Here is a 23851-nt window from a genome sequence, read left to right as displayed (position 1 = left end):
CAACGGCGTGCGCGGGAGGCCCCGACAGTGTCGGGGCCTCCCGCGCGGGAAGGCGGGTCTGCGGTCAGGTGGTCACGGCGATGGTGGCACGGCGTTCGGGCCGGACGATGAGTCGCCAAGCGCTGAGACCGCCGAGGAGATAGGCGAGGCCGACACCCAGGAAGGACATCGCGGCTCCCTGGTTCCAGTCACTGGTCGAGTTCAGGACCACGCCCATGACTGCGATGCCGACGAGCGAGCCGATCTGCCGGTTGGCGTTGAGGACCGAGCCGGCCACGTTGGCGTTCTCCGGTCCGGCGGCGTCCACCAGGGCAGCGGTCATGCCGGGTGAGATGATCCCTGCCCCGATGTTGGCGACACCCACCGCCACGGCCACGACCCAGTAGGGGGTGGATGCCGAGATGGTGACCATGGACAGGGAGGCTGCACCGGCGAGGAGCAGGAAGGTGGTCAGCAGCGTGCCGTTGGAGAACCTCGCCGAGATCCGCGCGTACACGATGTTCGCCACCGGGAAGAAAATCGTCATGGGCAGCATTTCCAGCCCGGCCTGGAAAGGGGAGGCGCCTCGGGCGTGCTGGAAGTACAGACCGAGCATGAAGGTCGACCCGAACAGTGCGAAGTTGAACAGGAAGCCGACGATGTTGGCTCCGGCGAATCCATGGCCGCGGAACAACTGCCAGGGCATGACCAGGTTGGCGGCGCGGCGTTCACGGATCGTTAGCAGTGTGGCGGCGGCCACGGCACCCACGTACGCGGTGATCACGGGACCTGCCAGCCAGCCCAGTTGCGGCCCTTCGATCAAGGCGAAGCTCACAGCGGCCAGTGCGATGATCCAGATCAGGTGGCCCGGAACGGCGAGCCGGGTGGCGCGGCTTTCCGTGCCGGCGATGTAGCGATAGGTCATGACCATGCCGATGGCGCCGATCGGCAGGTTGAGCAGGAAGACGGACTGCCAGCCTAAGGCGCTGACCACGAGTCCGCCGACGGTCGGCCCCAGGCCCGACGAGGTGGCGACGATCGCGGACCACAGCCCCAGCATGCGGGTGCGCTGCCGCTTCTCCGGGAAGGAGAAGACCAGCAGCGACAGCGAACTGGGCATGAAGAGGGCCGCGCCCGCACCCTGCACCAGCCGGGCGGCGATCAGCGTCTCCGCAGTGGGAGCCAGGGCGCAGGCCAGGGAGGCGAGGAAGAAGACGCCCATGCCCCACATGTAGATGGTCTTCGCGCCGATCCGGTTGGCCAGCCCGCCCGCGAGCATCAGCAGCGAGGCGAACGTCAGTACATAGCCGTCGACGATCCAGGTCAGCTGAGTCAGCGTGGTACCCAGGTCCTCCTGGATGGTGGCTCCGGCGACGTTCACGACGGTGACGTCCAGGGTCGCCATGACGAATCCCGTGGCCAGAGCGGTGATCTTCACACCGCTGGGGACGTCGCGCACGCCGCCCGCGGGGCCTGCGGCGGTCTGTGCCCCGCCTGTTCGGACAGTGGTCATGCTCTTCTTCTCCTGTGGGGATCGGTAAACGGGCTGCGGTCCGCTGAGGAGTGGTCGGCAGATGGCGGCCAAAAGGATGGTGCCGGCCAACTGCGCCTAAGACGCCGCGTGTTCTCCACTGAACCCCATACGACGATGGCTGTCAAAATTTGACGTCCATCAACCTATGATGACTGTCGTAGCATGGCGGGACAACACTCGACGAGGAGGCGGACAACCGTGGCGGCACGGATCACCACAGAACGCATCACCGACCATCCCGAGGCCGATGCCATCAATCTCCAGGGCGTCCTGGACGCGCTGGTCGATCCGGTGCGCCGCAGCATCGTCCGGCAACTGGCCCAGGCACCCGAGGACATCGCCTGCGGCACCTTCGACATCACCGTGTCCCGCTCAACCGGCACCCACCACTTCAAGGTGCTGCGCCAGGCCGGGATCATCAGGCAGTACTACGTCGGCACCTCGAAGATGAACGCGCTGCGCATCGACGACCTCGAGCAGGCCTTCCCCGGTCTGCTCACCGCGATCGTCAACGCTGCGGCCAGGGAGACCTGACCGGCCACCGCCCGTCCGCGCGGCGCTCCAGCCGGCAGCCCGCTGCGGCGGACAGCCGTACCGCGTCCAGCAGCCGGTGCAACCCGAGCCCGTCGGCGAAACGGGGCACACGACTGCCGCCCACATGGATGTCTGCGGCCAGAGCCGCGTACCGCAGAGCCATGGTCTGCTGGGCGGCATCGAGACCGGTCGCCGGCACCGCCGAGCCGCAAGAACCGGGAAGCGGCAGTTCCTGCGGGGCCGACCCCGTCCCCTGCGCTCCGAGCAGAAACACTCTGCTGATCTGCAGCCCACGGTCGCTACCCGGCCGGGCGGACACAACGGCCAGCTCCCCTATCCGAGTGCGTCCGCCACTGTTCTTGGCGTCGTGAATGTGGGCGACCAGTACGGCGTCACCTCCCAGCGTCGCGTGTAGCGCGAGATGATCCGGGCTGATCGCCCCCACGTGCCGAGCGTCCTCGTCAGGAGTGATCCACGGATGCTGGACGGAGCGCGGCCGACACGCCGGTCATCTCCCTGCCGAGCAGGTACTGAACCGTGTCGAGCGTGTGCCCGCCGGCGACCTCGAGGGTCCCGGCGCCGTTCGTGGAATCGAGGGTGTGGTCGAAGGCCGCAGGCAAACGGGCCCCGGCCGCGACCCCCCGCGCGCTGTACACGGTGACGGAGGTGAGCCACCGACGTGCCCCTGCATGATCAGTTTCCGGGCTCGGACGACCGCCGGGGCGTGCCGCGCCTGCAACCCGACGGCGTTCACCACGCCGGCCGCGTGAGCGGCTGCGGTGAGCTCGGCAGCCTCCTCAGTGGTCCGGGCCAGGACGTGCTTGCCTGCCGCGAGCGCCGCTCCCACCAACCGCGCATGGTCCGGCACCTTGTATCGATTCGGTGGTCATGCGCTGTCGCTGTCACTCCGAGCAGGGATGCCGTGCCTGGAGCAACCCGCGGCGTTGGCAGGCACGGCGTGCACGGTTCACGGGATAAGCTGCGGGAACAGGTCGCGGTTGTCCTGATACCAGCGCACCGATTCCTGCAGCCGTCGGGTAGAGCCGGTGAAGCGCGGGGCGACGTAGCGAGCCAGCAGGTCGTAACTCCGCTTGGTCTTCTCCCAGTCGGCCCAGTCCTGCGCGTAGACGAGCAGGGTGCCGAAGCCGCCGACCTCCTCGCGGAGCCGCTCGATACCGGCCACCACGTCGTCGATGGAGCCGACGATGGCGCTGCCCGCTTCCACGGCAGCCTCCAGAGCGTGTGCACGCTTGACGCCGGGAACGCTGACGTCGAGGCCGCGGATGTCGCCCCAGTATCCGTATGCCCAGCGGTCATAGCCCTCCCGGACGTCGGCGAGGGCTTGCTCGCGCGTTTCGGCCACGTACACCGGCAGGGTGATCCGCCAGTTCCTGCGGTCCACCGTGGTGCCGTGTTCGGCTGCCGCCTCCTCCGCATACGCCCACTGGGCCCGCATGTCGGGCCGGGGGTGGCCCGGCCTCGGCGCGCCGAACGAGACGGTGCTGATGCCGTAGCGTCCGGCCAGCCGCATGCTGTTGCCGGACGCGACGCTGGCGGCGGCGATCTCCAGCCCCGACGGGCGGTACGGGGACAGCTGAAGCTTGGCATCCTTCAGCGTGAACCACGACGTCTTCTTCGTCACCCGCTCCTCGCCGTTGATCAGTGCGACGACCGCCTCCAGCGCCTCGCCGAACATGGCGCGCAGTTCACTCATCTCACGGCCGATCATGCGGGCGTCGGTGGGGATGCCGCCCGCGCCCACACCGAGCACAAACCGGCCACGGGTCAGATGGTCGAGGTGTACCGCGCGGCTCGCCACCATGAACGGGTGGTGGTAGGGCAGCGTCATGACGCCGGTGGCCAGGGTGATGCGGCGGGTCCGCTCGGCGGCCGCCGCGACCATCAGCTCAGGGCTGCCGATGGTGTTCCAGCCCATGGAGTGATGCTCACCGATCCAGAATTCGCGGTAATCGAGACGGTCCAGGAGCTCTATCAGTTCGAGATCGCGTTGGAACTGCAGCGTGGGGTCCTCGCCCAGCGGATGCATGGGGGAGAGGAAAGCACCGAATCCGAGCGTCTCGGGATACATGAACGTCCTCCAGTGTTGAGGGAAGCGTTTTTACGAAGCGACGGTGACAGGTGCGGGCCACAACCCGTCGGCCGCCCATTCCGATGCCTTCGCAAGCACAGCGCACAGCCGGTTGAAGAAGGCGGCCTTCGACTCCGGGGTTTCGCGCGTGAAGAAATGTCCGCCGGGAAGCCGGTGTACGCGGCAGCCTGCGCGGGTGTGGTGCCGCCACGCGGCGGCCTCGGCGACGGTCACCAGCGGGTCGCTGATCCCGGTGAACACGTCCACCGGACAGCGCAGCGGGTCACTTACCCGCTGCGGGAAGCCGTGACCGGTGCACTCCGGACGGTTCGATTCCGCCGGTGCGACGCTGTCACAGAGGCCGAGGTGCAGGCGCAACCGTGCCGCAGCCGCTGCCGCCAGGCCGGGCGCCTGGTGCAGCAGGTGGGAGTGGAGCGCGGGCTGCGGCGGCAGCAGAGCGAGCAGGTCCTCGTCCGGCAGGTGCGCGCAGTCGGCGAGCCGGTGTGGCAGATGAGGTGCCGGGTAGGCACCGACGAGTAGCCGCTCCGGCAGGGACCGGCCGCAGGACTGACGCAGGCGGGTGAGATGGTATGCCACGAGGGCGCCCATGCTGTGTCCGTAGAAGATGAAGGGCCGCCGCAGCAGAGGGCCGATGTCGTGGTCGATGGCCGCCACTACCTGGGCCATCGACATTCCACTCCCGCCTGGTCCCTCCGGAGAGACGTCCTCGGGTCGGGGCAGCCGGACGGGAATCACCTCCGCCCGCGCTCCGAGTCTCTTCTGCCATCCGAGGAATGCCGTTTCCCGGCCGCCTGCATGATGAAAACAGAACAGACGCAACGCTGCGACCGGGTCTTCCGCCCGCGCACTGGTTGTCGCGGTGTCCGCAATCATACAGAGAACGTAATCGGCACCGTAGAGCGGGGAGAAGAGTGAGATTCTCCTATCAGCGGCACCACCAGTTTTCCGAATGTTGCTCGTCAGGCGCGGAGCGCGAAGAACATCAGGTCCCGCAGTTCCTGCCACCGTTCCATGATGTCCGCGCGCTGGTACAAATTGTCGGAGATATGCTGCATGCCGAAGAAGGCGGCCACCAGCGAGCGGGCCGCTGCCGCGGGGTCGACGCCCGGCCGCAACTGGCCGACCTCTCGGGCATCCTGTAGTAGGACTTCCAGCAGGTGGGTCCAGTCCACGTAGGGCAGCGGCAGTTCCGCGTCGATGAAGGCGCGCTCACTCTGGAGCCGGGCGCCGGCCTGCATCACAGGGTCGTCACGGAAGCCCTGCGCCGCGCGATGGAGCATCTCCTCGACCGTCTCCAGCGGTGTGAAGCCCTGGGCGCGGATCTCTTCCATAGTCGCGGGCCAGCGCGCGTAGTGCTCCTCCACCACGGCGATGGCCAGTGACTCCTTGCTGGGGAAGTGGAAGTACACCGCTCCCTTGGTCATGCCGACACGCTCGGCGACGTCCTTGACGGAGGCTCCCCGGTAGCCGCGCGCCGCGAAGATCTCCGACGCCGCCCCCAGGATCTGGGCCCGGGTCCTGATCGACCGCTCCTGCTGCGGGTGAGGTCCGCGGGGCACGTTGCGCCGGGCCGCGAAAGCCGTGGGCGGTTGGACGCTCGTCATGGCTGCCTTCCTCCATGTGTGCTCACACTGCGGGTGCCAAGCTGCTTTGGCTGGAGCCGGCACGAAACCCGTTGCAGGATACCTTCTCGCAGGTATATTTCTTGTGGTGATCATCGATCCCGGCTGCCTTGCAGCGCGGCAAGCCAGCCGGTGGTCCCGCATGAGGACACACCGGGAGATGTAGCGCCCCATGAACCACACCGACCGCCCCTCACCGTCCACTCCCCCCACCCCTTTACCCGGCGGCTGTTGCCCGCTCTCCTTCGCCCATTGCCTGCCGCCGGCCGCGGTGCACAAGGCCGCCGCGGCAGAAGTACTGCTCACCGACGCACGGCCACTGGGGCAGAACCGGTTCGCTGTCGCCGCCCTCTGGCCCCGGGACGCCTTCCTCACCCACCGCGCGACATCGAGCCCCTGCGACCCTCTTCTCGTCGCGGAGACCGTACGGCAGTCAGCGATTCACCTCTCTCACACCTTCTACGACGTGCCCAAGGGCCACCATTTCGTACTGTCGAACCTCAACTTCGAGCTCGACCTCCCGGCCTGGGGCCCCGGTCCGCTGCCTGTCGTCCTGGACATCACGAGCACGAGGACCAGCACGAACCCGCGCCGGCTGGCCATGGCTTTGAGCACCGACGTGCACGTGGCCGGAGTGCAACGCGGCCTCTGCAGCATTCACTTCGAGGTCTTACCCCCCGGCGGTACGCGCTGATCCGCGACCGCAACAGGCGGGCGGAACGTTCTGCGCCTCAGGTCCCCGCCAGCGCAACGACCGCCCTGCCTCCCGAGGCCGTCGGCTTCCACGACGACCTGCACGTCCTGCTCGCCACCGCCCCCGGCTTTCCTGACAACACCTGGCAGCTACGGTTACGACGGGACCATCCGGTGCTCTTCGACCATGAATCGGACCACATATCCGGCATGGCGCTGCTGGAAGCCTGCCGTCAGGCCGCCACGGCCCTCGCCCTACCCGCGCCCGGATCCTCCGCCCCACGGCAGTGCATCCTCACAGCCGCTACAGCTTCCTACCAGACATTCGGCGAACTCAACTCCCCTGTCACCCTCACTGCCCTCCCCGCCTCCTGCGGACATTCCTCAGCATCCGACATGCGCATGCTGCAACTCACCGCCCGGCAAGGCGGCCGAACGCTGATCACCGCCACCGTCACCACGGCGACAGCCGGGACGAACAAGCCCGAGTGCACAGTCCCACACCGCGGCGACCGGGCAAGGGTGACCTCATGACCGCGTCTTCCGAAGCATTCTCCCGGGATGCAGTGGCACGCGCCGCGGCCCTCGCGGACCGGGACCGTCAACTCCATGAGACGCAGCGGCAGCTCACGGTCGACGTCGCACAGGCGGTCACCGACGCAGGATTCCCGCGTCACTTCGTCCCCCGGCGCTTCGGCGGCCGCGCCGGGCCATTCGGCGAACTGCTCACTGCGGCGACCATGCTCGCCCAACCTGCGCCGCCACCGCCTGGTGCGCCACGCTGTACGCAGCCCACGGACGACTGGCATCGTATATCCCCGAACAAGGACAGTGCGATCTGTGGCATTCCTCGCCCGATGCCCGTATCGCCGCGGCTATCATGCCCCCCTCGGGTGAGGCGAACGCAGAGTCGGACGGCTGGCGACTGGCCGGTCACTGGGGGTTCGCCAGCGGCGTCGATCACGCCGACTGGGTGCTTCTGGCGAGCCGGACGCCAGGCCGGAACGATCTCGAGCGGCATCGCCTGTTCGCCGTCCCAAGGCACGAAGTGACAGTCACCGACACCTGGCACACCCTCGGCATGCGCGGAACAGGCAGCAACACCGTCGAGGCGCACGGAGTGCTGGTCCCCCGCCACCGCACCTGCACACTGGCCGACCTGCTGCGCCCCCGGCCCGGTTCGGCCCGCTGTCACACAGTGCCTTACCCCATGGTGGCCGCGCTGATGTTCGCCCTTCCGGTCCTGGGAGCGGCCCACGGAGCCCTCGACGCCTGGACCCGCGCCGCCACAAGCCAACAGCGCACCACCCCACCCTCGGCCTCCCACGCCCTCACCCTGACCAGAGCATCAGCACGCATACGTGCCGCAGGCCTGCTCCTGGGGGAAGTGGCAGACCGGGCCGACCACGCACCAGTGACCCCCCTCCTCGTCGCCGAGGGACAGCGGGACGCCGCTGTGGCCGTGGAGCTGTGCTCCGAAGCCGTCGACCAGCTACTGCGCGCTTCCGGAACGCGCGGCCGGGCAGAGGGCGACCCGGTGCAGCGCCACTGGCGGGACATCACCACGGCTGTCGCGCACGCGGCGCTGAGCGTCGACGCAGCGGCCAACGCGTACACGCCCGCGCTCTTCGCCAGTGCGGACCCGTCGACCGACGCCGGTTCGGCCGCGGCGTCACGCGGGCGGGCCGGCTCACCAGGCAGACCAGCCATGACCGCACCACACGCGGAAGGGCATACGGTTTGATGTCCGCACTCCGGCACGAACGCCGCGCAGCCGTGAGCCGACCGGTCGTCATACGACACATCGCTTTCTTCGACGTCGACGAGACGCTGATCACCGCGAAGAGCCTGCTCGACTTCGCACAGCGGGTGCCACACGGTCTGTGGGAGGACGAGACCGGGCAGCCGATCGAGCGACTGCGCAGCGGCGAGATCGACCTGGCGGCGCTGCAGCGCAGCGGGGCGAGCCGAGCCGAAATGAACCGCGCGTACTACCGGCGCTACGCCGGCGTTCCTCTGGAGCGGCTTCAGAAGGCCGGCCGCGACTGGTACCACGCCTACCGCATGCGGCCGGACGGCTACATCACCGCCGGCTTGGCGGCACTCGCCCGGCACCGCCGGGCCGGTCACATGATCGTCCTCATTTCGGGCTCGGCCCGACCGCTGCTCACGCCCCTGTCGGAGGATCTCGGTGCGGACCGGATCCTGTGTACCGAACAACTCGATGACGCTCAGGGCGTTCTGACCGGCGAGGTGGCTCACCCGATGGTCGGGGAAGCCAAGGCCGAGGCCGTGACCGAAGTGATGGCTCAGCTGAGGGTGCCGACCACAGACTGCTTTGCCTACGGAGATCACGGAAGCGACCTCGACATGCTGCAAGCCGTGGGAAGCCCGGTCGTGGTCGGCACGGATCCAGTGCTGGCACGCCACGCTCAGGCGTCGAACTGGCCGATGCTACCCGCCGACGCAGGGCCCCGCATCGCACGCGCACAGCACCACGACACATCCGCTCAATACGGCCCGCAGGTCATCGCGCTCGCTTCCGGCCGAGGTGCCGCCCCTCGGCGGCAGGAGCGTTGGTGACGCCATGATGCCGTCACGTCGGCTCTAGCCCGGCCCTGGCAGGGCGATGACCGGGGAAAGCGGAGCCGGTCCGGACCGCCGCATTGGAAGAGCACGAAGCTGTTCGCCCACCGTCGCGGCCGCGCCCTGGCTCTCCGTCGATTCCCCATATCAGCGGGAGCTCGGCGCCTGCGGCGTAACAGCGAAACCCCGCCGCGCAGCAGACACCGCGCGCCCACTTTTCCTGCCATGACCCGGAACATTGCCCCCACGCGCCGACTGCCCCCCCCCAACTAACATACCTTCCTAATGGTATGTTTTATGGAACGTTAGCTCACGGCCTTGAGAGGACTCAGGCGTTGGTGAAGCAGGCAAGGGCGATGCGCACCCGGGACCAGGTGCTGGACGCGGCGGCCGAAGAGTTCGCCCTGCACGGCTATGCAGGTACCAATCTGGCGACGGTCGCCGTTCGCACAGGCATGACGAAGGGTGCTCTGTACGGGCACTTCCCTTCCAAAAAGGCGCTCGCCGACGCGCTGGTGAGCCAGTCGGCAGAGGCATGGAGCAGCATCGGCCGCTCCATCACCGCCTCCTGCGCGCCCGAAACTACCCTGCGCGCCCTCGTACTGGCCGTAAGCCGCCAAATGAAGCACGACGTCCGCTTCCGGGCGGCGTTGAGACTGGCCGCGGACTGCACCATGCCTGTCGGCGGGGCGCCCAACCTCCTTGACCGCATCCGCCGTGAAATGGCCACCGCCACCCGCCATGCCCAGCAACAGCACACCCCCCGTTCACCCTTGGCCGCTCAGCCACCGGACGTAGTGGTCCACCTGTTACTGACCGTCGCTTATGGGCTGTCGTTCGCGGCAGAGCGGGGGGCACCGGGACGCTCACCTGCCACGGCCGATAGAGTGTGGAAACTACTGCTCACCGCCTTGCAGTTGAAAGACGCATCAACCTGTCACCACTGACCACGGGGTTCTTCGCCACCGAAGCCAGTTGCCGCTGCTGTGAGGATCCGGTCGGCATGGTCCACACCGTCGGCGGCGAACTCGGTCGGCCTGACCAGTCGCCGGCCGTCCCCCTGGCGGACGCCTTGTGCGCCAGAGCACGGGGCTGTGTGCTTCCGCCTGCGAAAACGCTATGTGGCTGGCCGTTCCCCATGCGTTCGTGTGCTCGGTCTGCTTCGAACGGGGTTCGCGTTCGCCGTCAGGAGCCGGCAGACCTGGTCCCAGCGCAGGGCGGCGTCGTTCTGGTGATCCGTCCGGTTCGAACACGTGACGCCGAGGGTGGCGAGTGGTCGGGTAGCGTTTCGCAAGCCCTGTGGCTACGTACCCGCTCGTCTCGGACAGTGCTTGGGTGAACGAGGAACCAGCCGCGCCGACGCCCGTCGTACGGGCAGGTGCACGGCCTGGGCAACAACACGGGCATCACCTGGCGCGCCCGCCTAGGCGACGTAGCGGCCGCGGACTTCGCCCGGGTGCACGCCGTCAACGTCACCGGCCCGCTGCTCGGCATCCAGCACCTCGCCCCGCTGACGCCACCCGGGTCCTCGATCGTCAACGTCGGTTCCTCGGCGGCCCTCACCGCCCACTACCCGGTCGTCTGCACCGCCGGCAAGTGCGGACTGCGGGACCTGTCGAAGACGGCGGCGCTGGAGCTCGGCCCGCGCGGCATCCGCGTCAACACGATCCACCCCGGCCACATCGAGACCGAGATGACCGCCTCGGCCGCCCCCGCCTTCCGCGAGGCCAACATCCGCGAGACCCCGCTCGGCCGGCGGTCATCGATCCGCTTGCGCCCCGGGTGCCGGAACCGTCGTTCATGCTTCAGCAGCAACGGCTCAATCATCGCCCACAGCTCGTCACTGACCTCCCACGGTTTCCGCCGTGCCACGGTCACCCCCAAGCAGCACGGGATCACATACCTCTAAAAGAGCCCGCCGCAGCAGGCCGCTCTCCAGCGCACGCAATCGACCTGCGGCTCACTCACTTCGGCGCCTCCGGCAGCGCCGGCACCGTCGAGATGGACTGGATGGTGGACTCCCACTCCCCGGTCCGCGTGTTCTTGAACCGAAGATGCAGCACCTCGAACTCGTCCGGCACCCAGTCGAACTCGCCGACCTCATCCTGGTCGAAGACCTGGTGTTCCGCGAACAGCTTGGCCAGCTCGATGTCCGTGGACGCCTGCATGATGAACTTGCCGACCTTAACGACGTGCATCACCGGACGACCCTGCGCCTCCGCCTCCCGGACGCTCTCCCAGAACGGCTCGTACCTCCTGGCCGACTTGGTCATCCCAACCCACTCGTCGCGCCTGATCTCGCTCACTTCGGCCCTCCAGCCTGCTCGTCGTCACCGGCGTCCGGCTCTGCACATACTTGACCTTCGGCGCCTTCGCGACCGCCAGGCGGTTGGCCTCCTGCACGGACTCCGCTTCCGCCTCGACGCGCAGCGCCGCGTGACCGTGCAGAGCCACCGTATATCTCGCCATTACCTCAACCCCTCCGCCTCAGGGACCATGACCACGCTGTAGAGAACGCACAGCCCCAGACTCATCCTGAACGCCGTTTCGGGGAGTCATCCCCGCGAGCGCGAGGAGCATCCGAGCCTGGCAGTCCGGCGGGCCTTCTGCGCGGGAGCATCCCCGCACCCGCGGGTATGCTCCCATCTCGGCCTGCATGCCAGGCAGGCGCAGCCATCTGCTCCCCACACCCGATGTACAGCAGCCTCGTCCTCGAAGGCGAAGAGCATCGTTCCCTGTACGTCGCCCTTACCCGGGCACGACGCCACACTGCCGTTTTCGGACTCACCCACACTCGCGCGGAACCCGCACGGATCACTGCCCGCGCCCAGGGACGGTAATTGCGATCCCCTCGCCCTCAGGCGACCGCCACGCCGCCAATCCGGGTTCGCCACAACCGCAAGCTGGCCTTCGCTCTCCCATGAGCGCCTGAAGTGCAGCACTTCTGCGCGAGTTACGCCCGCCCAACCGATCAAGAACGAGATCCGGACCATACACGGGCCAAGACCCCAGTCAGAGTGAGTACGATCTTCATTCCCCCTGGTCACAACGCCATGAATGCTGTACCACCAGCAGCCGAAGAATCTGCTGGGCCGAACGCGGACCACGCGCACGCGCAACGCCTTGCCGAGCGGCAAAGTTGGGTCGACCTCTCATTCAAGTCGCCTACCACGCAACGACCCTGAGCCGATCGGCCCCAAGATGTCCGAGTTCAACGGAGCGTAGTCAGCACCAAGTCAGGACGGGATGGGTGAGCACGGGTGATGACGTGGGCTTTCAGTCAGCACCGAACCAGCACGGGAGTCAGCACCACACCGTCAAATCACCCCCAACTGCGCGCACCGGACAGCGCTGGTCTCGACCACTTCCGAGCCCTTGAATCGCCCCTCCCCGCACCGGCATGGTGGGCGCACGCATAGCAGCGCCTCGAACTATGGTGCCCCACCACATGTGCCCCTGACCTGCATCTTCCTACCGTGTGCCGACACGTACCCGTCCCCACCGCACACGAGGAAGTGGCGCACATGGCAGCCCAAGCAGCAACCGCTCCCCCACCCCCCGCGAGCCTTCCCCGCATCGTCGCCGCCAGCCTCATCGGGACCACCATCGAGTGGTACGACTTCTTCCTCTACGGCTCCGCCGCCGCGCTGGTCTTCAACAAGCTGTTCTTTCCTGACTCCGATCCGCTGGTCGGGACGCTGCTGTCGTTTCTGACGTACGCCGTCGGGTTCGCCGCCCGCCCGCTGGGCGCGCTCGTGTTCGGGCACTACGGTGACCGGCTGGGGCGGAAGAAGCTGCTGGTGCTGAGTCTCTTGCTGATGGGCGGGGCGACGTTCGCGATCGGGCTGCTGCCCACACACGCCACCGTCGGGAGCGCGGCTCCGGTACTCCTCACCGTGCTGCGGCTGGTGCAGGGCTTCGCGCTCGGCGGCGAGTGGGGCGGCGCCGTCCTGCTGGTCTCGGAGCACGGGGACGCGCGACGGCGCGGCTTCTGGGCCTCCTGGCCGCAGACCGGCGCGCCGGCCGGGCAGTTGCTCGCGACCGGTGTGCTCTCGCTGCTCACCGCCGTCCTGTCCGACGACGCCTTCGGCAGCTGGGGCTGGCGGATTCCGTTCCTGCTCTCCGGGGTGCTCGTGCTCGTCGGTCTGTGGATCCGTCTGTCCGTCGACGAATCGCCCGTCTTCAAGGAGGCGTTGGAGCGCGCCGAGGCCCGGCGGGGCGAGGAGGACGAGAAGCTGCCGCTCGTGTCCGTGCTGCGGTACCACTGGCGGGACGTGCTCGTGGCGATGGGCGCCCGGATGGCGGAGAACATCAGCTACTACGTCATCACCGCGTTCATTCTCGTCTACGCCACCACCTCGGCCGGTGTCTCCAAGCAGACCGCGCTGAACGCCGTGCTCATCGGCTCCGCCGTGCACTTCGCCGTCATCCCGGCCTGGGGCGCGCTGTCCGACCGGGTCGGGCGGCGGCCGGTGTACCTGCTGGGCGCGGCCGGCGTCGGGCTGTGGATGTTCCCGTTCTTCGCGCTGGTGGACACCGGGTCGTTCGGGTACCTGATCCTCGCCGTGACCGTCGGGCTGGTGCTGCACGGCGCGATGTACGCGCCCCAGGCCGCGTTCTTCGCCGAGATGTTCGCGACCCGGATGCGGTACTCGGGCGCGTCCATCGGCGCCCAGTTCGCCTCCGTGGCGGCCGGTGCGCCCGCCCCGCTCATCGCCACCGCGCTGCTCTCCGACTACGACAGCTCCACCCCGATCGCGCTGTATGTGATCGCCGCCGCGGTGCTGACCCTCGCCGCGGTGGGCTTCGCGCGGGAGACGCGGCACCGGGATCTCGGCGAGGTCGAGGCTGCGGACGGCGCGTCCGCCGAGGCGGCTCCCGCCGCCGGGGCGCGGACCGTCTGACCGGCGCCGCGGAGCACCTCCGCGGCGCCCCGCACGCGGCGACTCCGACCGGCCCCGAGGGGCCGGTCAGAGTCGTCTCGGTGCGGCCAGCCGGTGCAGCCGCAGGGCGAGTTGGATCTCCAGCGCCCGGGCGGGGGTCTGCCAGTCCGTGCCGAGCAGGCGGCCCACGCGCTCCAGCCGCTGCGCCACCGTGTTCACGTGGACGTGCAGCGCGTCCTTGGTGCGCGCCGGGCTCATCCCGCCCTCGAAGTACGCGTCCAGGGTCCGCAGCAGCTCCGTGCCGCGCCGCTCGTCGTAGGAGACCACGGGACCGATGGTCCGCTCGACGAAGCCGGCGATGTCCCGTTCGCCCGCGAGGAGCAGCCCGAGGAAGCCGAAGTCCTCGGCCGCCGCGCCCTCCCCCACCCGGCCCAGCAGGTGCAGCGCGTCCAGGCAGCGGCGGCCCTCGGCATAGGCGGCGGCCACGGTCTCGGGGTGCCGGGCGAGGTCGGTGACGGGCGCGGAGGCGCCGACCGTGACGGGCTGGTGGACGGCGGTGCCCAGGTGACGGGCGGTGCGGCGGGCCACCTCGGCGGCGGTGTCGCCGGCGCGGAGGGGCAGCAGCAGCACCGTGCCGCCGTCACGGGCCGCGGCCAGTCCGTGCCGGGTGGCCGCCAGGTGGGACGCGGCGGACCACAGCCGGCGGCGGGCCGCAGCCTCCTCGTCGGCGTCGGCCGCCGGTCCGTCGAGTCGGGCGGCGAGGACGGCATGGGTGGCGTCCAGGTCGGCGTGGAGGCGGCTGGCTCGTTCGCGGAGCAGGCGCGGGTCCCGGTCGCGGGCGTCGAGCAGGTCGTCCAGCAGCTCGCCGCGCACCCGGTGTTCGGCCTCGGCGGCGGAGCGGCGGGCGAGCAGCAGCAGGGAGGTGACCATCGCCGCGCGCTCCAGGGTGCGCTGGTCGACCGGGTCGAGGCCGGGGTGGCCGCGCAGGACCAGCGCGCCGAGGAGTTCGCCGCCCGCCGCCACGGCGGCGATCCAGTCCTTGCCGTGCCGTACCGCGTGTCCCTCGGCGCGGGACGCCTCCAGCGCCTCGCCGGGTGCCGCCGTGGCCTCCGCGAACTCGACGGTGCCGTCGAGGACCCGGGAGACGGCGGCCGCCACGTCGTGGACTCCGCCGCCGCGCAGGACGAGTTCGGCGAGCCGGTCGTGGACCTCGGAGGCGCGTTCGATGACGCCGCTGCGGTCCCGGATGATCTCGTTGGCGCGCTCCAGGCCGGCCAGGGCGGAGCGGGTCTCGGTGAGCAGGTTGGCGGTGTCGATGGCCGCGGCGGCGAGCGCGGCGAAGGAGCCGAGCAGGGCGATCTGCTCGCGTTCGAAGACCCGCGCCCGCCGATCGGCCGCGAAGAGCACGCCGATCACGTGCGGGCCCAGCATCAGGGGGACGCCGAGGATGGCGACCAGGCCCTCGTCCTGGACGCCGGCGTCGATGACGTGGGTGTGCTGGAAGCGTTCGTCCTGGAAGTAGTCGTCGGTGACGTACGGCCGCGCGGTCTGGGCGACGAGTCCGCCGAGCCCCTCCCCCATGCCGAGGCGCAGCTGCTGGAAGCGGGCGGCGACGGAGCCCTCGGTGACCCGCATGTAGGTGTCGCCGCGTGCCGGGTCGTTGAGGCTGAGGTAGGCGACGTCGGTGCCGAGCAGGGAGCGGGCGCGCTGCACGATGGCTTGCAGGACGGCGTCCACGTCGCGCAGCCCGGCGAGGTCGTGCGCGGTCTCGAAGAGCGCCGACAGCTCCGCCTCGCGCCGCCGCCGTCCCTCCAGCTCCGCCCGTACGCGCAGGGCGAGCAGTCTGGCCTCTTCCAGCGCGGCGATCCGGCCGGCCGGCTCGCCCTCGGCTCGGGCGAGCAGGACGGGCTGCTCATAGGCCTCGACGGAGGCGTCGCGGGCCAGCAGCTCCAAGTACGGGGCCTCGGCGCTGGAGCTGGGTGCCGGCTTCAGGTGATCGCGGGACATGGTCACAGGATTCCGTATCGGCCACGCGGCCCGGCAGGCCTGTGGAAAACTCCCGGCGCGGGTGCCGCCGGGCCGGTCAGTGGGCCGTCCACCCGCCGTCCAGGACGAGCGAGGTGCCGGTGACGAAGGACGCCTGCGGGCTGCACAGGTAGGCCACGGCCTCGGCGACCTCCTCGGGGTCGATGAGCCGCCGCAGCGCGCTGTCCTTCAGCAGGACCTCGGTCAGGACGCGGTCCTCGGAGATGCCGTGCGCCTGTGCCTGGTCGGCGATCTGCCGCTCGACCAGGGGGGTGCGCACATAGGCCGGGTTCACACAGTTCGAGGTCACCCCATGGGGAGCGCCTTCCAGCGCGGCCGTCTTGGACAGTCCTTCGAGACCATGTTTGGCGGCCACATAGGCGGACTTGAAGGCCGATGCCCGCAGACCATGGACGGAGGACACATTGACGATCCGGCCCCAGCCCTGCGCGTACATATGCGGGAGGGCACCGCGGATCAGGCGGAACGGCGCCTCCAGCATCACGGTCAGCACCGTGTGGAACACCTCGGGCGGAAACTCCTCCAGAGGCCGTACGAGTTGCAGTCCGGCGTTGTTGACCAGCACGTCCACGCCGGTGGCGGCGCGTTCGGCCGCGTCCAGGTCGGTGAGGTCCACGACGCGCGGGACGATGCCGCCCGCCAGGTCGCCCGCTCGCTTCGCATGGTCGGCCAGGTCGGCCAGGCCCGCCGCGTCCCGGTCGACGGCACGTACCTCGGCCCCGGCGGCGGCCAGTCGCAGCGCGCAGGCGCGGCCGATACCGCTGGCGGCACCGGTGACGAGCGCGGTGCGGCCGTCGAGGTCGAGGGCGAGGGGCTGGACTCGGGAACCGGGGCCGAGGCCGGGGAGGGGGGTGGACGAGGTCATGTGCCGACCCTAAGCGGAACCCCACACTCACCACATATGGCAATCACCCATACTTCAGCCGACAGTCATAGGGTCGAACCATGTGGGTGCATCGGACATGGCCTGCTTGATGCGGAAGAGGGCGAACTCGTGGAGTTCGGGCAGCGCGTCCACCGGGAACCAGCCGACTTCCAGTGACTCGTCGTCGTTGACCCGGGCCTCGCCGCCCACGGCCCGGCAGCGGAGGGTGATGTCCATGTACTGGCAGATGTCGCCGTTGGGGTAGGTGACCGGCTCCAGCGCCTGGACCAGGACCACCCGCTCGACCACACAGTGCACCGCGGTCTCCTCGTGGACCTCCCGCACGGCGCAGGCCGCGGGCTGCTCACCGGGCTCGGGGATGCCGCCGATCACCGACCACTTGCGGGTGTCGGACCGCCGGCCGAGCAGCACTCTGCCCTCGTCGTCGAAGACGATCGCGGTGACCCCGGGGAGCCAGAGCAACTGCTGCCCGGCAAAGACCCTGAGCGTGCGGAGGAAATCAGGGATAGCCATGGTTCCGACCCTAGCGGCCCACGGCCCGGCACCGGTCGCTTCCGGGGCCTGACGACGCCCCGCGCTGAGCGGCGCCGGCCGCCCGGTGTCCGCAGACAACCATGTGTGCGACAGACACCCGGTATGCGGCAGACACCGGGTGTGCGGCAGGCGCAGGCAGACGTATGGCAAGCGCACACCCGGCGGCGTACGGCGGCGGGCGGCTACGCGTCACCGGCGCGCCGGGCGCGCAGACCGGACCCGATCGCCCAGCCGATCCCGCCCGCGGCGACCAGCACCAGGGCGATCTCCGGGAGGATGCCCAACTCGGTGGCGGGGGTCGTGGAGGTGCGCAGCGGCACCTTCTGGACGAGGTAGGCGGGCACGAACATGCCGGTCTTCTGGGTGATCCGCCCGTCCGGCATGATCACCGCGCTGACGCCGCTGGTCACGGGCACGGTCACGGTGCGGCTGTGCTCGACGGCACGGATGCGGGACATGGCGAGTTGCTGGTACGTCATCTCGCTGCGGTCAAAGGTGGCGTTGTTGCTCGGCACGGAGATCATCTCCGCGCCGCGCGTCACCGTGTCCCGCACGGCCCAGTCGAAGGCGGCCTCGTAGCACGTGGCCAGGCCCACCTTCGTGCCCTTGATGTCGAAGACGCCCGGCTTGTCGCCCGGACTGAAGTCCTGGCGGGCCATGTCGGTCCAGTCCTTGTTGATCGCGCCGACGAGCGAGCGCAGCGGAAGGTACTCGCCGAAGGGCTGGATCCGCCGCTTGTCGTAGGTCTGCGTCGGGCCCTTGACCGGGTCCCACAGGATCTGCTCGTTGAGCAGCTTGCCGTCCCGCTCCACGACACCGCCGACGGAGACGGGCACCCCGATGTCCCTGGCCGCCTGCTCGATCACGTCGGCGGCGTCGGCGTACGCGAAGGGGTCGAGGTCGGAGGAGTTCTCCGGCCACAGGACGAAGTCGGGCTTGACGGCCTTGCCCGCCCGGACGTCGGCGGCGAGCTTGTGCGTCTCGCGCGCGTGGTAGTCGAGCACGGCCCGCCGCTGGGCGTTGAACTCCAGACCGGCGCGCGGCACGTTGCCCTGGATGAGCGCCACCGTCGCGGTGCCGTTCTCCGCCGCGTCGCTCACCAGCGCACGGGCCGCGACGGCACCGGCCACCGGCACGGCGACGCTCAGCAGCGCGGCGGTCGCGGCGGCGCGCCGTACGGTCCGGGTGCGGCGCCGCTCGGCGATCAGCCGCCCGACCTCGTACAGCCCGAATCCGCACAGGACGACCGCGAAGCCCAGGACGGGGGTGCCGCCGACCGCGGCGAGCGGCAGGAAGACGCCGTCCGCCTGACCGAACGCGATCTTGCCCCAGGGGAAGCCGTTGAAGGGCACGCGCGCGCGTGCCGCCTCGCCCGCCGTCCAGAGGGCGGCGGCCCACACCGGCCAGGCGGGCAGCCTGGAGACCGCGGCGACGCCCACACCGACCAGGGCGACGAAGACCGCCTCGATCAGGACCAGGGCCAGCCAGGGCAGGGGCCCGACCTCCACGCTGGTCCACACCAGCAGCGGCAGCAGGAAGCCCAGCCCGAAGAGGTAGCCGAGGCCCAGGGCGGCCTTCCAGCTCCGGCCGCGCAGCACCCAGCCGAATCCGGCGAAGGCGGGCAGGGCCAGCCACCACAGGGTCCGGGGCGGGAAGCTGACGTAGAGCAGCACTCCGCAGAGTACGGAGGCGGCGGCCGGGACCAGGCGCAGCAGTCGGCGGCGGCCGGCCGGCGCGGCGGGACGCGGCCGGAGCTGGTCCGGCTGGTCCACGGAAGTTGCGGTGACGGTCACCCGGGTGAGTGTACGGCGGCCGTCGCCGCCGCCGACAGCACGGTCCGGCGCCGGCACACCGCCGGTCGTCGCTGGTGAGCGCCTGTTCTCCGGGGCCGGCGACGAGTGCCCGGCTCCGCTCGGCGTCCCCGGGGCACGGGGTCGCGAGGTCCGTCGGTTCGGGTCGGAGCGCGCGTCGGTACCTGGTGGAATCATGCCGTTCCTCCGCTTCTGGCCCCGAGACCGGTCAGGAGCCGTTACGGTGTGCGCAGCCTCGGCGACGCGGCCGGACCGGCGCTGGCCACCGGGGCCGCGTGCTGTGCCGCCTGGGCGACGACCGTACCGGCGCTGCGGATCGGGCTGGCCACGCTGGCCTGCGCCACCGTGCCGGCCGGGGTCGCGCTGGGGTCGGCGGCCGGGTGCGTGGCCGGGGCGGCCGTCCTGCTGTGCTCGCTGGCGGCGGGTTCGGCGCGCGGCCGGGGTGTCTGGCTGGCGGGATCGGCGACGGCGGCGGTGCTGGTGGCGGCCGGTATCTGGGCACTGGCCGCACTGGCCGCGGAGGCGCTGCCCGACGGCCTCGCCGGGGCGCTCGACGACCGGTTCGCCGCGTACCGGGTGCCGCGCTGGCAGGATGCCCTGCGGCTGGCGGGCCGCAACAGCGTGCTGGGAGTCGGCCCGGGCCGCTCCGGTGAGCTGGGCGGGGCCGCGGCGGGGTCGTCACCGGTCGACGGCGGGCCGCACTCGGCCCCCTTGCAACAGGCCGCCGAGCAGGGCCTGATCGGGGTGTTCCTGCTGGTCGCCGTGTTCTGCTGGGTCCTGTACGCCCTGTGGCGCACCCCGCGCCCGACACCGGTCGCGCTGACCGCGGGCGCGGCCCTGACGGCGCTGGCCGCGCTCGCCTCGGTGAGCGACGCGCTGAGCTGCACGCCGGTGACGGCGGGCGCCGGCCTCCTGGCGGGCTGGGCCACCGCCCGGCCTTGGACGAGCGGCACGGGCGACGCGAGCGGCACGGGCGACGCGAGCGGCACGGGCGACGCGAGCGGGATCGGCGGCACGGGCGGCGTCACGGCACCCGCCCGCTGAGTGCCGCCGCCGGGCACGACGCGGCCCGACGTCGGCGGATCTCCCCGCCGGGCGCGCCTGCCGGGCACGTCTGCAGGACGCGTTGAGCGCCGCTCCCGGCCATACGGAGGTACGGAGGTACGGAGGTACGGAGGTACGGAGGTGCGGGCGCCATCCGAGCGGGCTCTCCCCGGGCGCCCGTCACAGCCGATGCCCGCGGGGAGGACCAGCCGCACCGACCCGACGGGGGAACGCTCCGGGTCAGCCGGCCGTTCCCGGTCTGATCGTGCGGAGGCGGTCCCTGATGACCCGTACCGCGGACTCCGCGTTGTCCACGGTGATCGTGAACGTGTGGCCGTCCCACAGACTCAGCACGATGCCCTCGCCTCGGCGTACGACGACCGCCGTGCCCTTCTCGGGGCGCCAGCGGTAGCCCCAGCCGCCCCACTGCCGCGGGGTGACGAGGGCGGCGAAGTCGGCACCGGCCACGTGCGAGAGCGGGATGCGGCGGCGCGGCAGCCCTATGTGGCCGCAGCGCACTTCCAGGGATTCCCGGTCGAGCTTGAGGTCGACGTGGACGAAGGCCAGCGTGCCGAAGAGCACCAGCAGGCCGGCCGCGATGCAGCCCACGACGGACATCACGAGCGGGGCGACACCGGCGGTCCAGGCGGAGTCGACGGCCAGCTCGATGCCGAGCGCGAGGCAGGCGGCGCCGACCAGCGCGAGCAGCCACTGGACCCGGTTGGTCGCCCGTCCCGTCCAGACGTCCGGGCGGAGCTTGTCGTCGGCGTCGGGGTGGTCCCTCATGCTTTATGAGGTTACTCAGGTTTCGTTGCGCGGGTAGGGCGTAGCGCAGGGTGACCAACCCGGGCGGAGCACGCCGGACCGGTCGGCCGTTCCTCGCACGCCGGTCAGCGGACCGGGCAGACGGACTTCAGGAAGCGGCCTTCCTCGTAGGACAGCGCCGTGTCCGGGAGCGTCGCCGCGCGGCCGCTCAGCAGCACCGTCAGGCTGGTGTCGCCGGCGGCGGCGGGGGCCGGTTCGACGCCGATCCGGCGGAGCGCCTGGGCGGCCACCGCTCCGGCGGTGCCGTGCAGGACGAGGGGCGGCCGGTCGGGCCGCTGGACGGCCGCGCGGATGCGCTCGGCGACCAGCTCGTAGTTGGTGCAGCCCAGGACGACCGTGGTCACGTCGTCCGGCGTGCGGGCGGCGGCCGAGGCGATCGCGGCCTCGATCGCGTCCTCGTCCGCGTGGTGCACGGCGTCCGCGAGGCCGGGGCAGGCCACCTCGGTCACGGTCACGCCGTCGGCGAAGCGCTCGATCAGTCCGCGCTGGTAGGCGCTGCCCGTGGTGGCCGGGGTCGCCCAGATCGCGACGGGTCCGCCGCCCGAGGCGGCGGGCTTGATCGCCGGTACGGTGCCGATGATCGGCAGCCGCGGCTCGAAGCGGGCCCGCATCGCCGGCAGGGAGTGCACCGAGGCGGTGTTGCACGCGACGATCAGGACGTCGGGCTCGTGGGCGGCGGCGGCCTCGGCGACGGCGATGGCCCGCTCGGTGATGTCCTCCGGGGTGCGCGGTCCCCAGGGCATGCCGTCCGGGTCCCAGGACAGCACGAGGTCCGCGTCGGGCCGCAGCCTGCGTACCGCGGCAGCGGCGGGAAGCAGGCCGATTCCGGAGTCCATGAGCGCGATCTTCACCCGGCCACGATAGTCGATGCGCCCTTGTGGGCCGGTCGGGTGGGGCAGACTGCCGCCGTGAGCGCCTTTCTGTGGATCACCGTGGTGTCGCTGGCCGCCTGGTGCTGGCTCCTGCTCGGCCAGGGCTTCTTCTGGCGCACGGACGTCCGGCTGCCCCGGCGCCGGGAACCGGAGGAGTGGCCGTCGGTCTGCGTGGTCGTGCCGGCCCGGGACGAGGCCGCCGTGCTCCCCGCCAGTCTGCCGTCGCTGCTGGCGCAGGACTATCCGGGGCGGGCGGAGGTCTTCCTCGTCGACGACGGGAGCACGGACGGCACCGGGGAGCTGGCGCGCGAGCTGGCGCGGCGGCACGGCGGGCTGCCGCTGACGGTGGACTCGCCCGGTGAGCCGCCGGCGGGCTGGACGGGCAAGCTGTGGGCGGTGCGGTACGGCATCGGGCTGGCACGCGCGCGCGGCCCCGAGTACCTGCTGCTGACGGACGCGGACATCGCGCACGCGCCGGACAGCCTGCGCGAGCTGGTGGCGGCGGCCCGCACCGGCGGCTTCGACGTCGTGTCGCAGATGGCGCGACTGCGGGTGGCGAGCCTGTGGGAGCGGCTCGTGGTCCCGGCGTTCGTGTACTTCTTCGCCCAGCTGTATCCGTTCCGCCGGATCGGCCGGAGGGGATCGCGGACGGCCGCGGCGGCGGGCGGCTGTGTCCTGCTGCGCGCGGACACGGCGGAGCGGGCGCGCGTCCCGGAGGCCATCCGGCACGCGGTCATCGACGACGTGGCGCTCGCGCGCGCGGTGAAGGCGGCGGGCGGCCGTGTGTGGCTGGGGCTGGCGGACCGGGTGGACAGCGTCCGCCCCTATCCGCGCCTGCACGACCTGTGGCGGATGGTCTCGCGCAGTGCCTACGCCCAGTTGCGGCACCAGCCGCTGCTGCTCCTCGGTACGGTCGCCGGGCTCGCGCTGGTGTACCTGGTGCCGCCGGCCGCCGTGGTCGTGGGCGCGGCGGGCGGCGGTACGGCGATCGCGCTGGTGGGAGCGTCGGCGTGGGCGGTGATGGCCGGGACGTACCTGCCGATGCTGCGCTACTACCGGCAGCCGCTGTGGCTCGCCCCGTTGCTGCCGTTCACCGCGTTCCTGTACCTGCTGATGACGGTGGACTCCGCCGTACAGCACTACCGCGGGCGCGGGGCCGCCTGGAAGGGCCGGACGTACGCCCGCCCGGACGCCGTGCCCGACGAGGGCTGAAGCCCGCTCACTTGCGGCCGGGCATCCAGTTCATGCCCCAGCCGTAGGCGCGGTCCACGGCCCGCTGGGGGCTCGTTCCGCGTTCCGGGACCAGGTAGCGCGCCTCGCGCCGGACGACGAGGTCGTCGCCGGTGTGGGTGATCAGGGCGAGCGCGCACACCGGGGAGGCCACGGCGCACTCGTCGAGCGAGAACTCGACGGGCGCGCCGTGCTGCGGCCGGAGGGTGACGGTGGCGTGCAGGTCGGCGAAGGATCGGGCGCCCTCGTAGATGGTGACGAAGACGAGGATGCGCCGGAAGTCGTCCTTGTGGTCGAGGTTGACGGTGAGGTTCTCGCCGCTCGCCACGGATCCGGTGCGGTCGTCGCCGTCGAGGTGGATGTACGGCGGCCGGTGCAGCGAGCCGAAGGCGTTGCCGAGGGCCTGTACGACTCCCTTGCGGCCGTCGGCGAGTTCGTACAGCGCGCACAGGTCGAGGTCCAGCTCGCGCCGGCCGCCCCACCGGGCGCCCCAGCCCGAGCGGCCCTTGCGCGTCTGCCAGTTGAGGTTCACCCGCAGGGCGCCGGAGGTGCCGCCCTGCTTGGCGAGCGAGACGGTGGGGGCCGCCTTGGTGAGCGTGACCTTGGTCAGCCGGACCGGCCGGCCGACGGGCGGGGCCGTGGACGGCGCCGGGGGCGCGGGC

21 protein-coding genes and 3 pseudogenes are annotated in these 23851 nt (G+C 70.8%); 10 read left to right on the top strand and 14 right to left on the bottom strand.

The window, feature by feature from the left end; all coding sequences use genetic code 11:
- Window positions 1–64: 64 nt before the first annotated feature.
- Window positions 65–1492 carry an MFS transporter gene (locus tag IF37_RS0114990; RefSeq protein ID WP_030742022.1) on the bottom strand — a complete coding sequence of 476 codons (1428 nt, stop codon included), beginning with the start codon at window positions 1490–1492 and terminating at the stop codon, window positions 65–67.
- 219 nt (window positions 1493–1711) lie between these two features.
- On the opposite strand from IF37_RS0114990, the gene IF37_RS0114985 reads away from it, so the two are divergent.
- Window positions 1712–2047, top strand: a complete 336-nt coding sequence (locus IF37_RS0114985; protein WP_030742020.1) for a helix-turn-helix transcriptional regulator — start codon at window positions 1712–1714, stop codon at window positions 2045–2047.
- On the opposite strand, the gene IF37_RS44885 is transcribed toward IF37_RS0114985, so the two are convergent.
- The 4 genes from IF37_RS44885 to IF37_RS0114965 form a co-directional block, all read right to left on the bottom strand.
- On the bottom strand, window positions 2022–2321 hold the full coding sequence (locus IF37_RS44885) for a hypothetical protein (RefSeq protein WP_173456828.1): 300 nt from the start codon (window positions 2319–2321) through the stop codon (window positions 2022–2024). The genes IF37_RS0114985 and IF37_RS44885 overlap by 26 nt on opposite strands.
- A 693-nt stretch (window positions 2322–3014) precedes the next feature.
- Window positions 3015–4136, bottom strand: a complete 1122-nt coding sequence (locus IF37_RS0114975) for an LLM class flavin-dependent oxidoreductase (protein WP_030742018.1) — start codon at window positions 4134–4136, stop codon at window positions 3015–3017.
- Window positions 4137–4166: 30 nt separating this feature from the next.
- Window positions 4167–5030, bottom strand: a complete 864-nt coding sequence (locus IF37_RS40845) for a thioesterase II family protein (protein ID WP_253915770.1) — start codon at window positions 5028–5030, stop codon at window positions 4167–4169.
- A gap of 86 nt (window positions 5031–5116) precedes the next feature.
- Window positions 5117–5761, bottom strand: coding sequence for a ScbR family autoregulator-binding transcription factor (locus IF37_RS0114965; RefSeq protein ID WP_030742013.1), 645 nt, complete (start codon window positions 5759–5761; stop codon window positions 5117–5119).
- A 190-nt stretch (window positions 5762–5951) separates the two neighbouring features.
- On the opposite strand from IF37_RS0114965, the gene IF37_RS45775 reads away from it, so the two are divergent.
- The 6 genes and pseudogenes from IF37_RS45775 to IF37_RS0114940 all read left to right on the top strand — a co-directional run.
- Window positions 5952–6473, top strand: a complete 522-nt coding sequence (locus tag IF37_RS45775) for an AfsA-related hotdog domain-containing protein (protein WP_052845193.1) — start codon at window positions 5952–5954, stop codon at window positions 6471–6473.
- Entirely contained in the window at window positions 6428–7006 is a 579-nt protein-coding gene (locus IF37_RS45770) for an AfsA-related hotdog domain-containing protein (protein WP_253915774.1), read from the top strand. Before IF37_RS45775 ends, IF37_RS45770 begins: the two co-directional genes overlap by 46 nt.
- A gap of 514 nt (window positions 7007–7520) precedes the next feature.
- Window positions 7521–8216 carry an acyl-CoA dehydrogenase family protein gene (locus IF37_RS44880; RefSeq protein ID WP_173456822.1) on the top strand — a complete coding sequence of 232 codons (696 nt, stop codon included), beginning with the start codon at window positions 7521–7523 and terminating at the stop codon, window positions 8214–8216.
- Between the two features lie 32 nt (window positions 8217–8248).
- A complete protein-coding gene (locus tag IF37_RS0114950) occupies window positions 8249–9055 on the top strand; it encodes an HAD family phosphatase (protein ID WP_253915769.1) in 807 nt (268 codons plus the stop codon).
- 341 nt (window positions 9056–9396) lie between these two features.
- Window positions 9397–10005: a TetR/AcrR family transcriptional regulator gene (locus tag IF37_RS40835; protein WP_052845191.1), complete on the top strand. Its 609-nt coding sequence runs from the start codon at window positions 9397–9399 to the stop codon at window positions 10003–10005.
- Window positions 10006–10418: 413 nt separating this feature from the next.
- Window positions 10419–10814, top strand: a pseudogene (locus tag IF37_RS0114940) (SDR family NAD(P)-dependent oxidoreductase); the annotation flags it as partial.
- On the opposite strand, the pseudogene IF37_RS45765 reads toward IF37_RS0114940, so the two are convergent.
- Both IF37_RS45765 and IF37_RS0114935 read right to left on the bottom strand, forming a co-directional pair.
- A pseudogene (locus IF37_RS45765) lies at window positions 10811–10930 on the bottom strand (IS5/IS1182 family transposase); the annotation flags it as partial. The pseudogenes IF37_RS0114940 and IF37_RS45765 overlap by 4 nt on opposite strands.
- A gap of 92 nt (window positions 10931–11022) precedes the next feature.
- Entirely contained in the window at window positions 11023–11364 is a 342-nt protein-coding gene (locus IF37_RS0114935; RefSeq protein WP_052845190.1) for a hypothetical protein, read from the bottom strand.
- A gap of 1218 nt (window positions 11365–12582) precedes the next feature.
- On the opposite strand from IF37_RS0114935, the gene IF37_RS0114925 reads away from it, so the two are divergent.
- The gene (locus tag IF37_RS0114925; protein WP_030741996.1) at window positions 12583–13962 is read left to right on the top strand and encodes an MFS transporter; all 1380 of its coding nucleotides are present in this window, start codon (window positions 12583–12585) and stop codon (window positions 13960–13962) included.
- Window positions 13963–14028: 66 nt separating this feature from the next.
- Here the strand turns inward: IF37_RS0114925 and IF37_RS0114920 are convergent, their stop codons facing one another.
- The 4 genes from IF37_RS0114920 to lnt form a co-directional block, all read right to left on the bottom strand.
- A complete protein-coding gene (locus IF37_RS0114920) occupies window positions 14029–15948 on the bottom strand; it encodes a GAF domain-containing protein (RefSeq protein ID WP_030741994.1) in 1920 nt (639 codons plus the stop codon).
- A gap of 76 nt (window positions 15949–16024) precedes the next feature.
- Window positions 16025–16852, bottom strand: coding sequence for a 3-hydroxybutyrate dehydrogenase (locus tag IF37_RS0114915; protein ID WP_030741992.1), 828 nt, complete (start codon window positions 16850–16852; stop codon window positions 16025–16027).
- 54 nt (window positions 16853–16906) lie between these two features.
- Window positions 16907–17386, bottom strand: coding sequence for an NUDIX domain-containing protein (locus IF37_RS0114910; RefSeq protein WP_030741990.1), 480 nt, complete (start codon window positions 17384–17386; stop codon window positions 16907–16909).
- A 203-nt stretch (window positions 17387–17589) separates the two neighbouring features.
- Entirely contained in the window at window positions 17590–19200 is a 1611-nt protein-coding gene (lnt, locus tag IF37_RS0114905) for an apolipoprotein N-acyltransferase (protein WP_030741988.1), read from the bottom strand.
- Between the two features lie 243 nt (window positions 19201–19443).
- Between lnt and IF37_RS0114900 the strand changes: the two genes are divergently transcribed.
- Window positions 19444–20262 carry an O-antigen ligase gene (locus IF37_RS0114900; protein WP_253915768.1) on the top strand — a complete coding sequence of 273 codons (819 nt, stop codon included), beginning with the start codon at window positions 19444–19446 and terminating at the stop codon, window positions 20260–20262.
- A 240-nt stretch (window positions 20263–20502) separates the two neighbouring features.
- Here IF37_RS0114900 and IF37_RS0114895 read toward each other — a convergent pair whose 3' ends face one another.
- Both IF37_RS0114895 and IF37_RS0114890 read right to left on the bottom strand, forming a co-directional pair.
- Entirely contained in the window at window positions 20503–21048 is a 546-nt protein-coding gene (locus tag IF37_RS0114895) for a hypothetical protein (RefSeq protein ID WP_030741983.1), read from the bottom strand.
- A gap of 104 nt (window positions 21049–21152) precedes the next feature.
- Window positions 21153–21938, bottom strand: coding sequence for a glutamate racemase (locus IF37_RS0114890; RefSeq protein ID WP_030741981.1), 786 nt, complete (start codon window positions 21936–21938; stop codon window positions 21153–21155).
- A 39-nt stretch (window positions 21939–21977) separates the two neighbouring features.
- Here IF37_RS0114890 and IF37_RS0114885 point away from each other — a divergent pair, with 39 nt between their 5' ends.
- Window positions 21978–23171, top strand: a complete 1194-nt coding sequence (locus tag IF37_RS0114885) for a glycosyltransferase (protein ID WP_106981787.1) — start codon at window positions 21978–21980, stop codon at window positions 23169–23171.
- Window positions 23172–23178: 7 nt separating this feature from the next.
- On the opposite strand, the pseudogene IF37_RS0114880 reads toward IF37_RS0114885, so the two are convergent.
- A pseudogene (locus IF37_RS0114880) lies at window positions 23179–23851 on the bottom strand (Tellurium resistance); the annotation flags it as partial.

The sequence above is a fragment of the Streptomyces sp. NRRL S-31 genome (assembly GCF_000718775.1).
In the GTDB taxonomy this organism is placed as follows: domain Bacteria; phylum Actinomycetota; class Actinomycetes; order Streptomycetales; family Streptomycetaceae; genus Streptomyces.
Note: the sequence above shows the minus strand (reverse complement) of the source record. Positions and strands in the feature narration are given on the sequence as shown.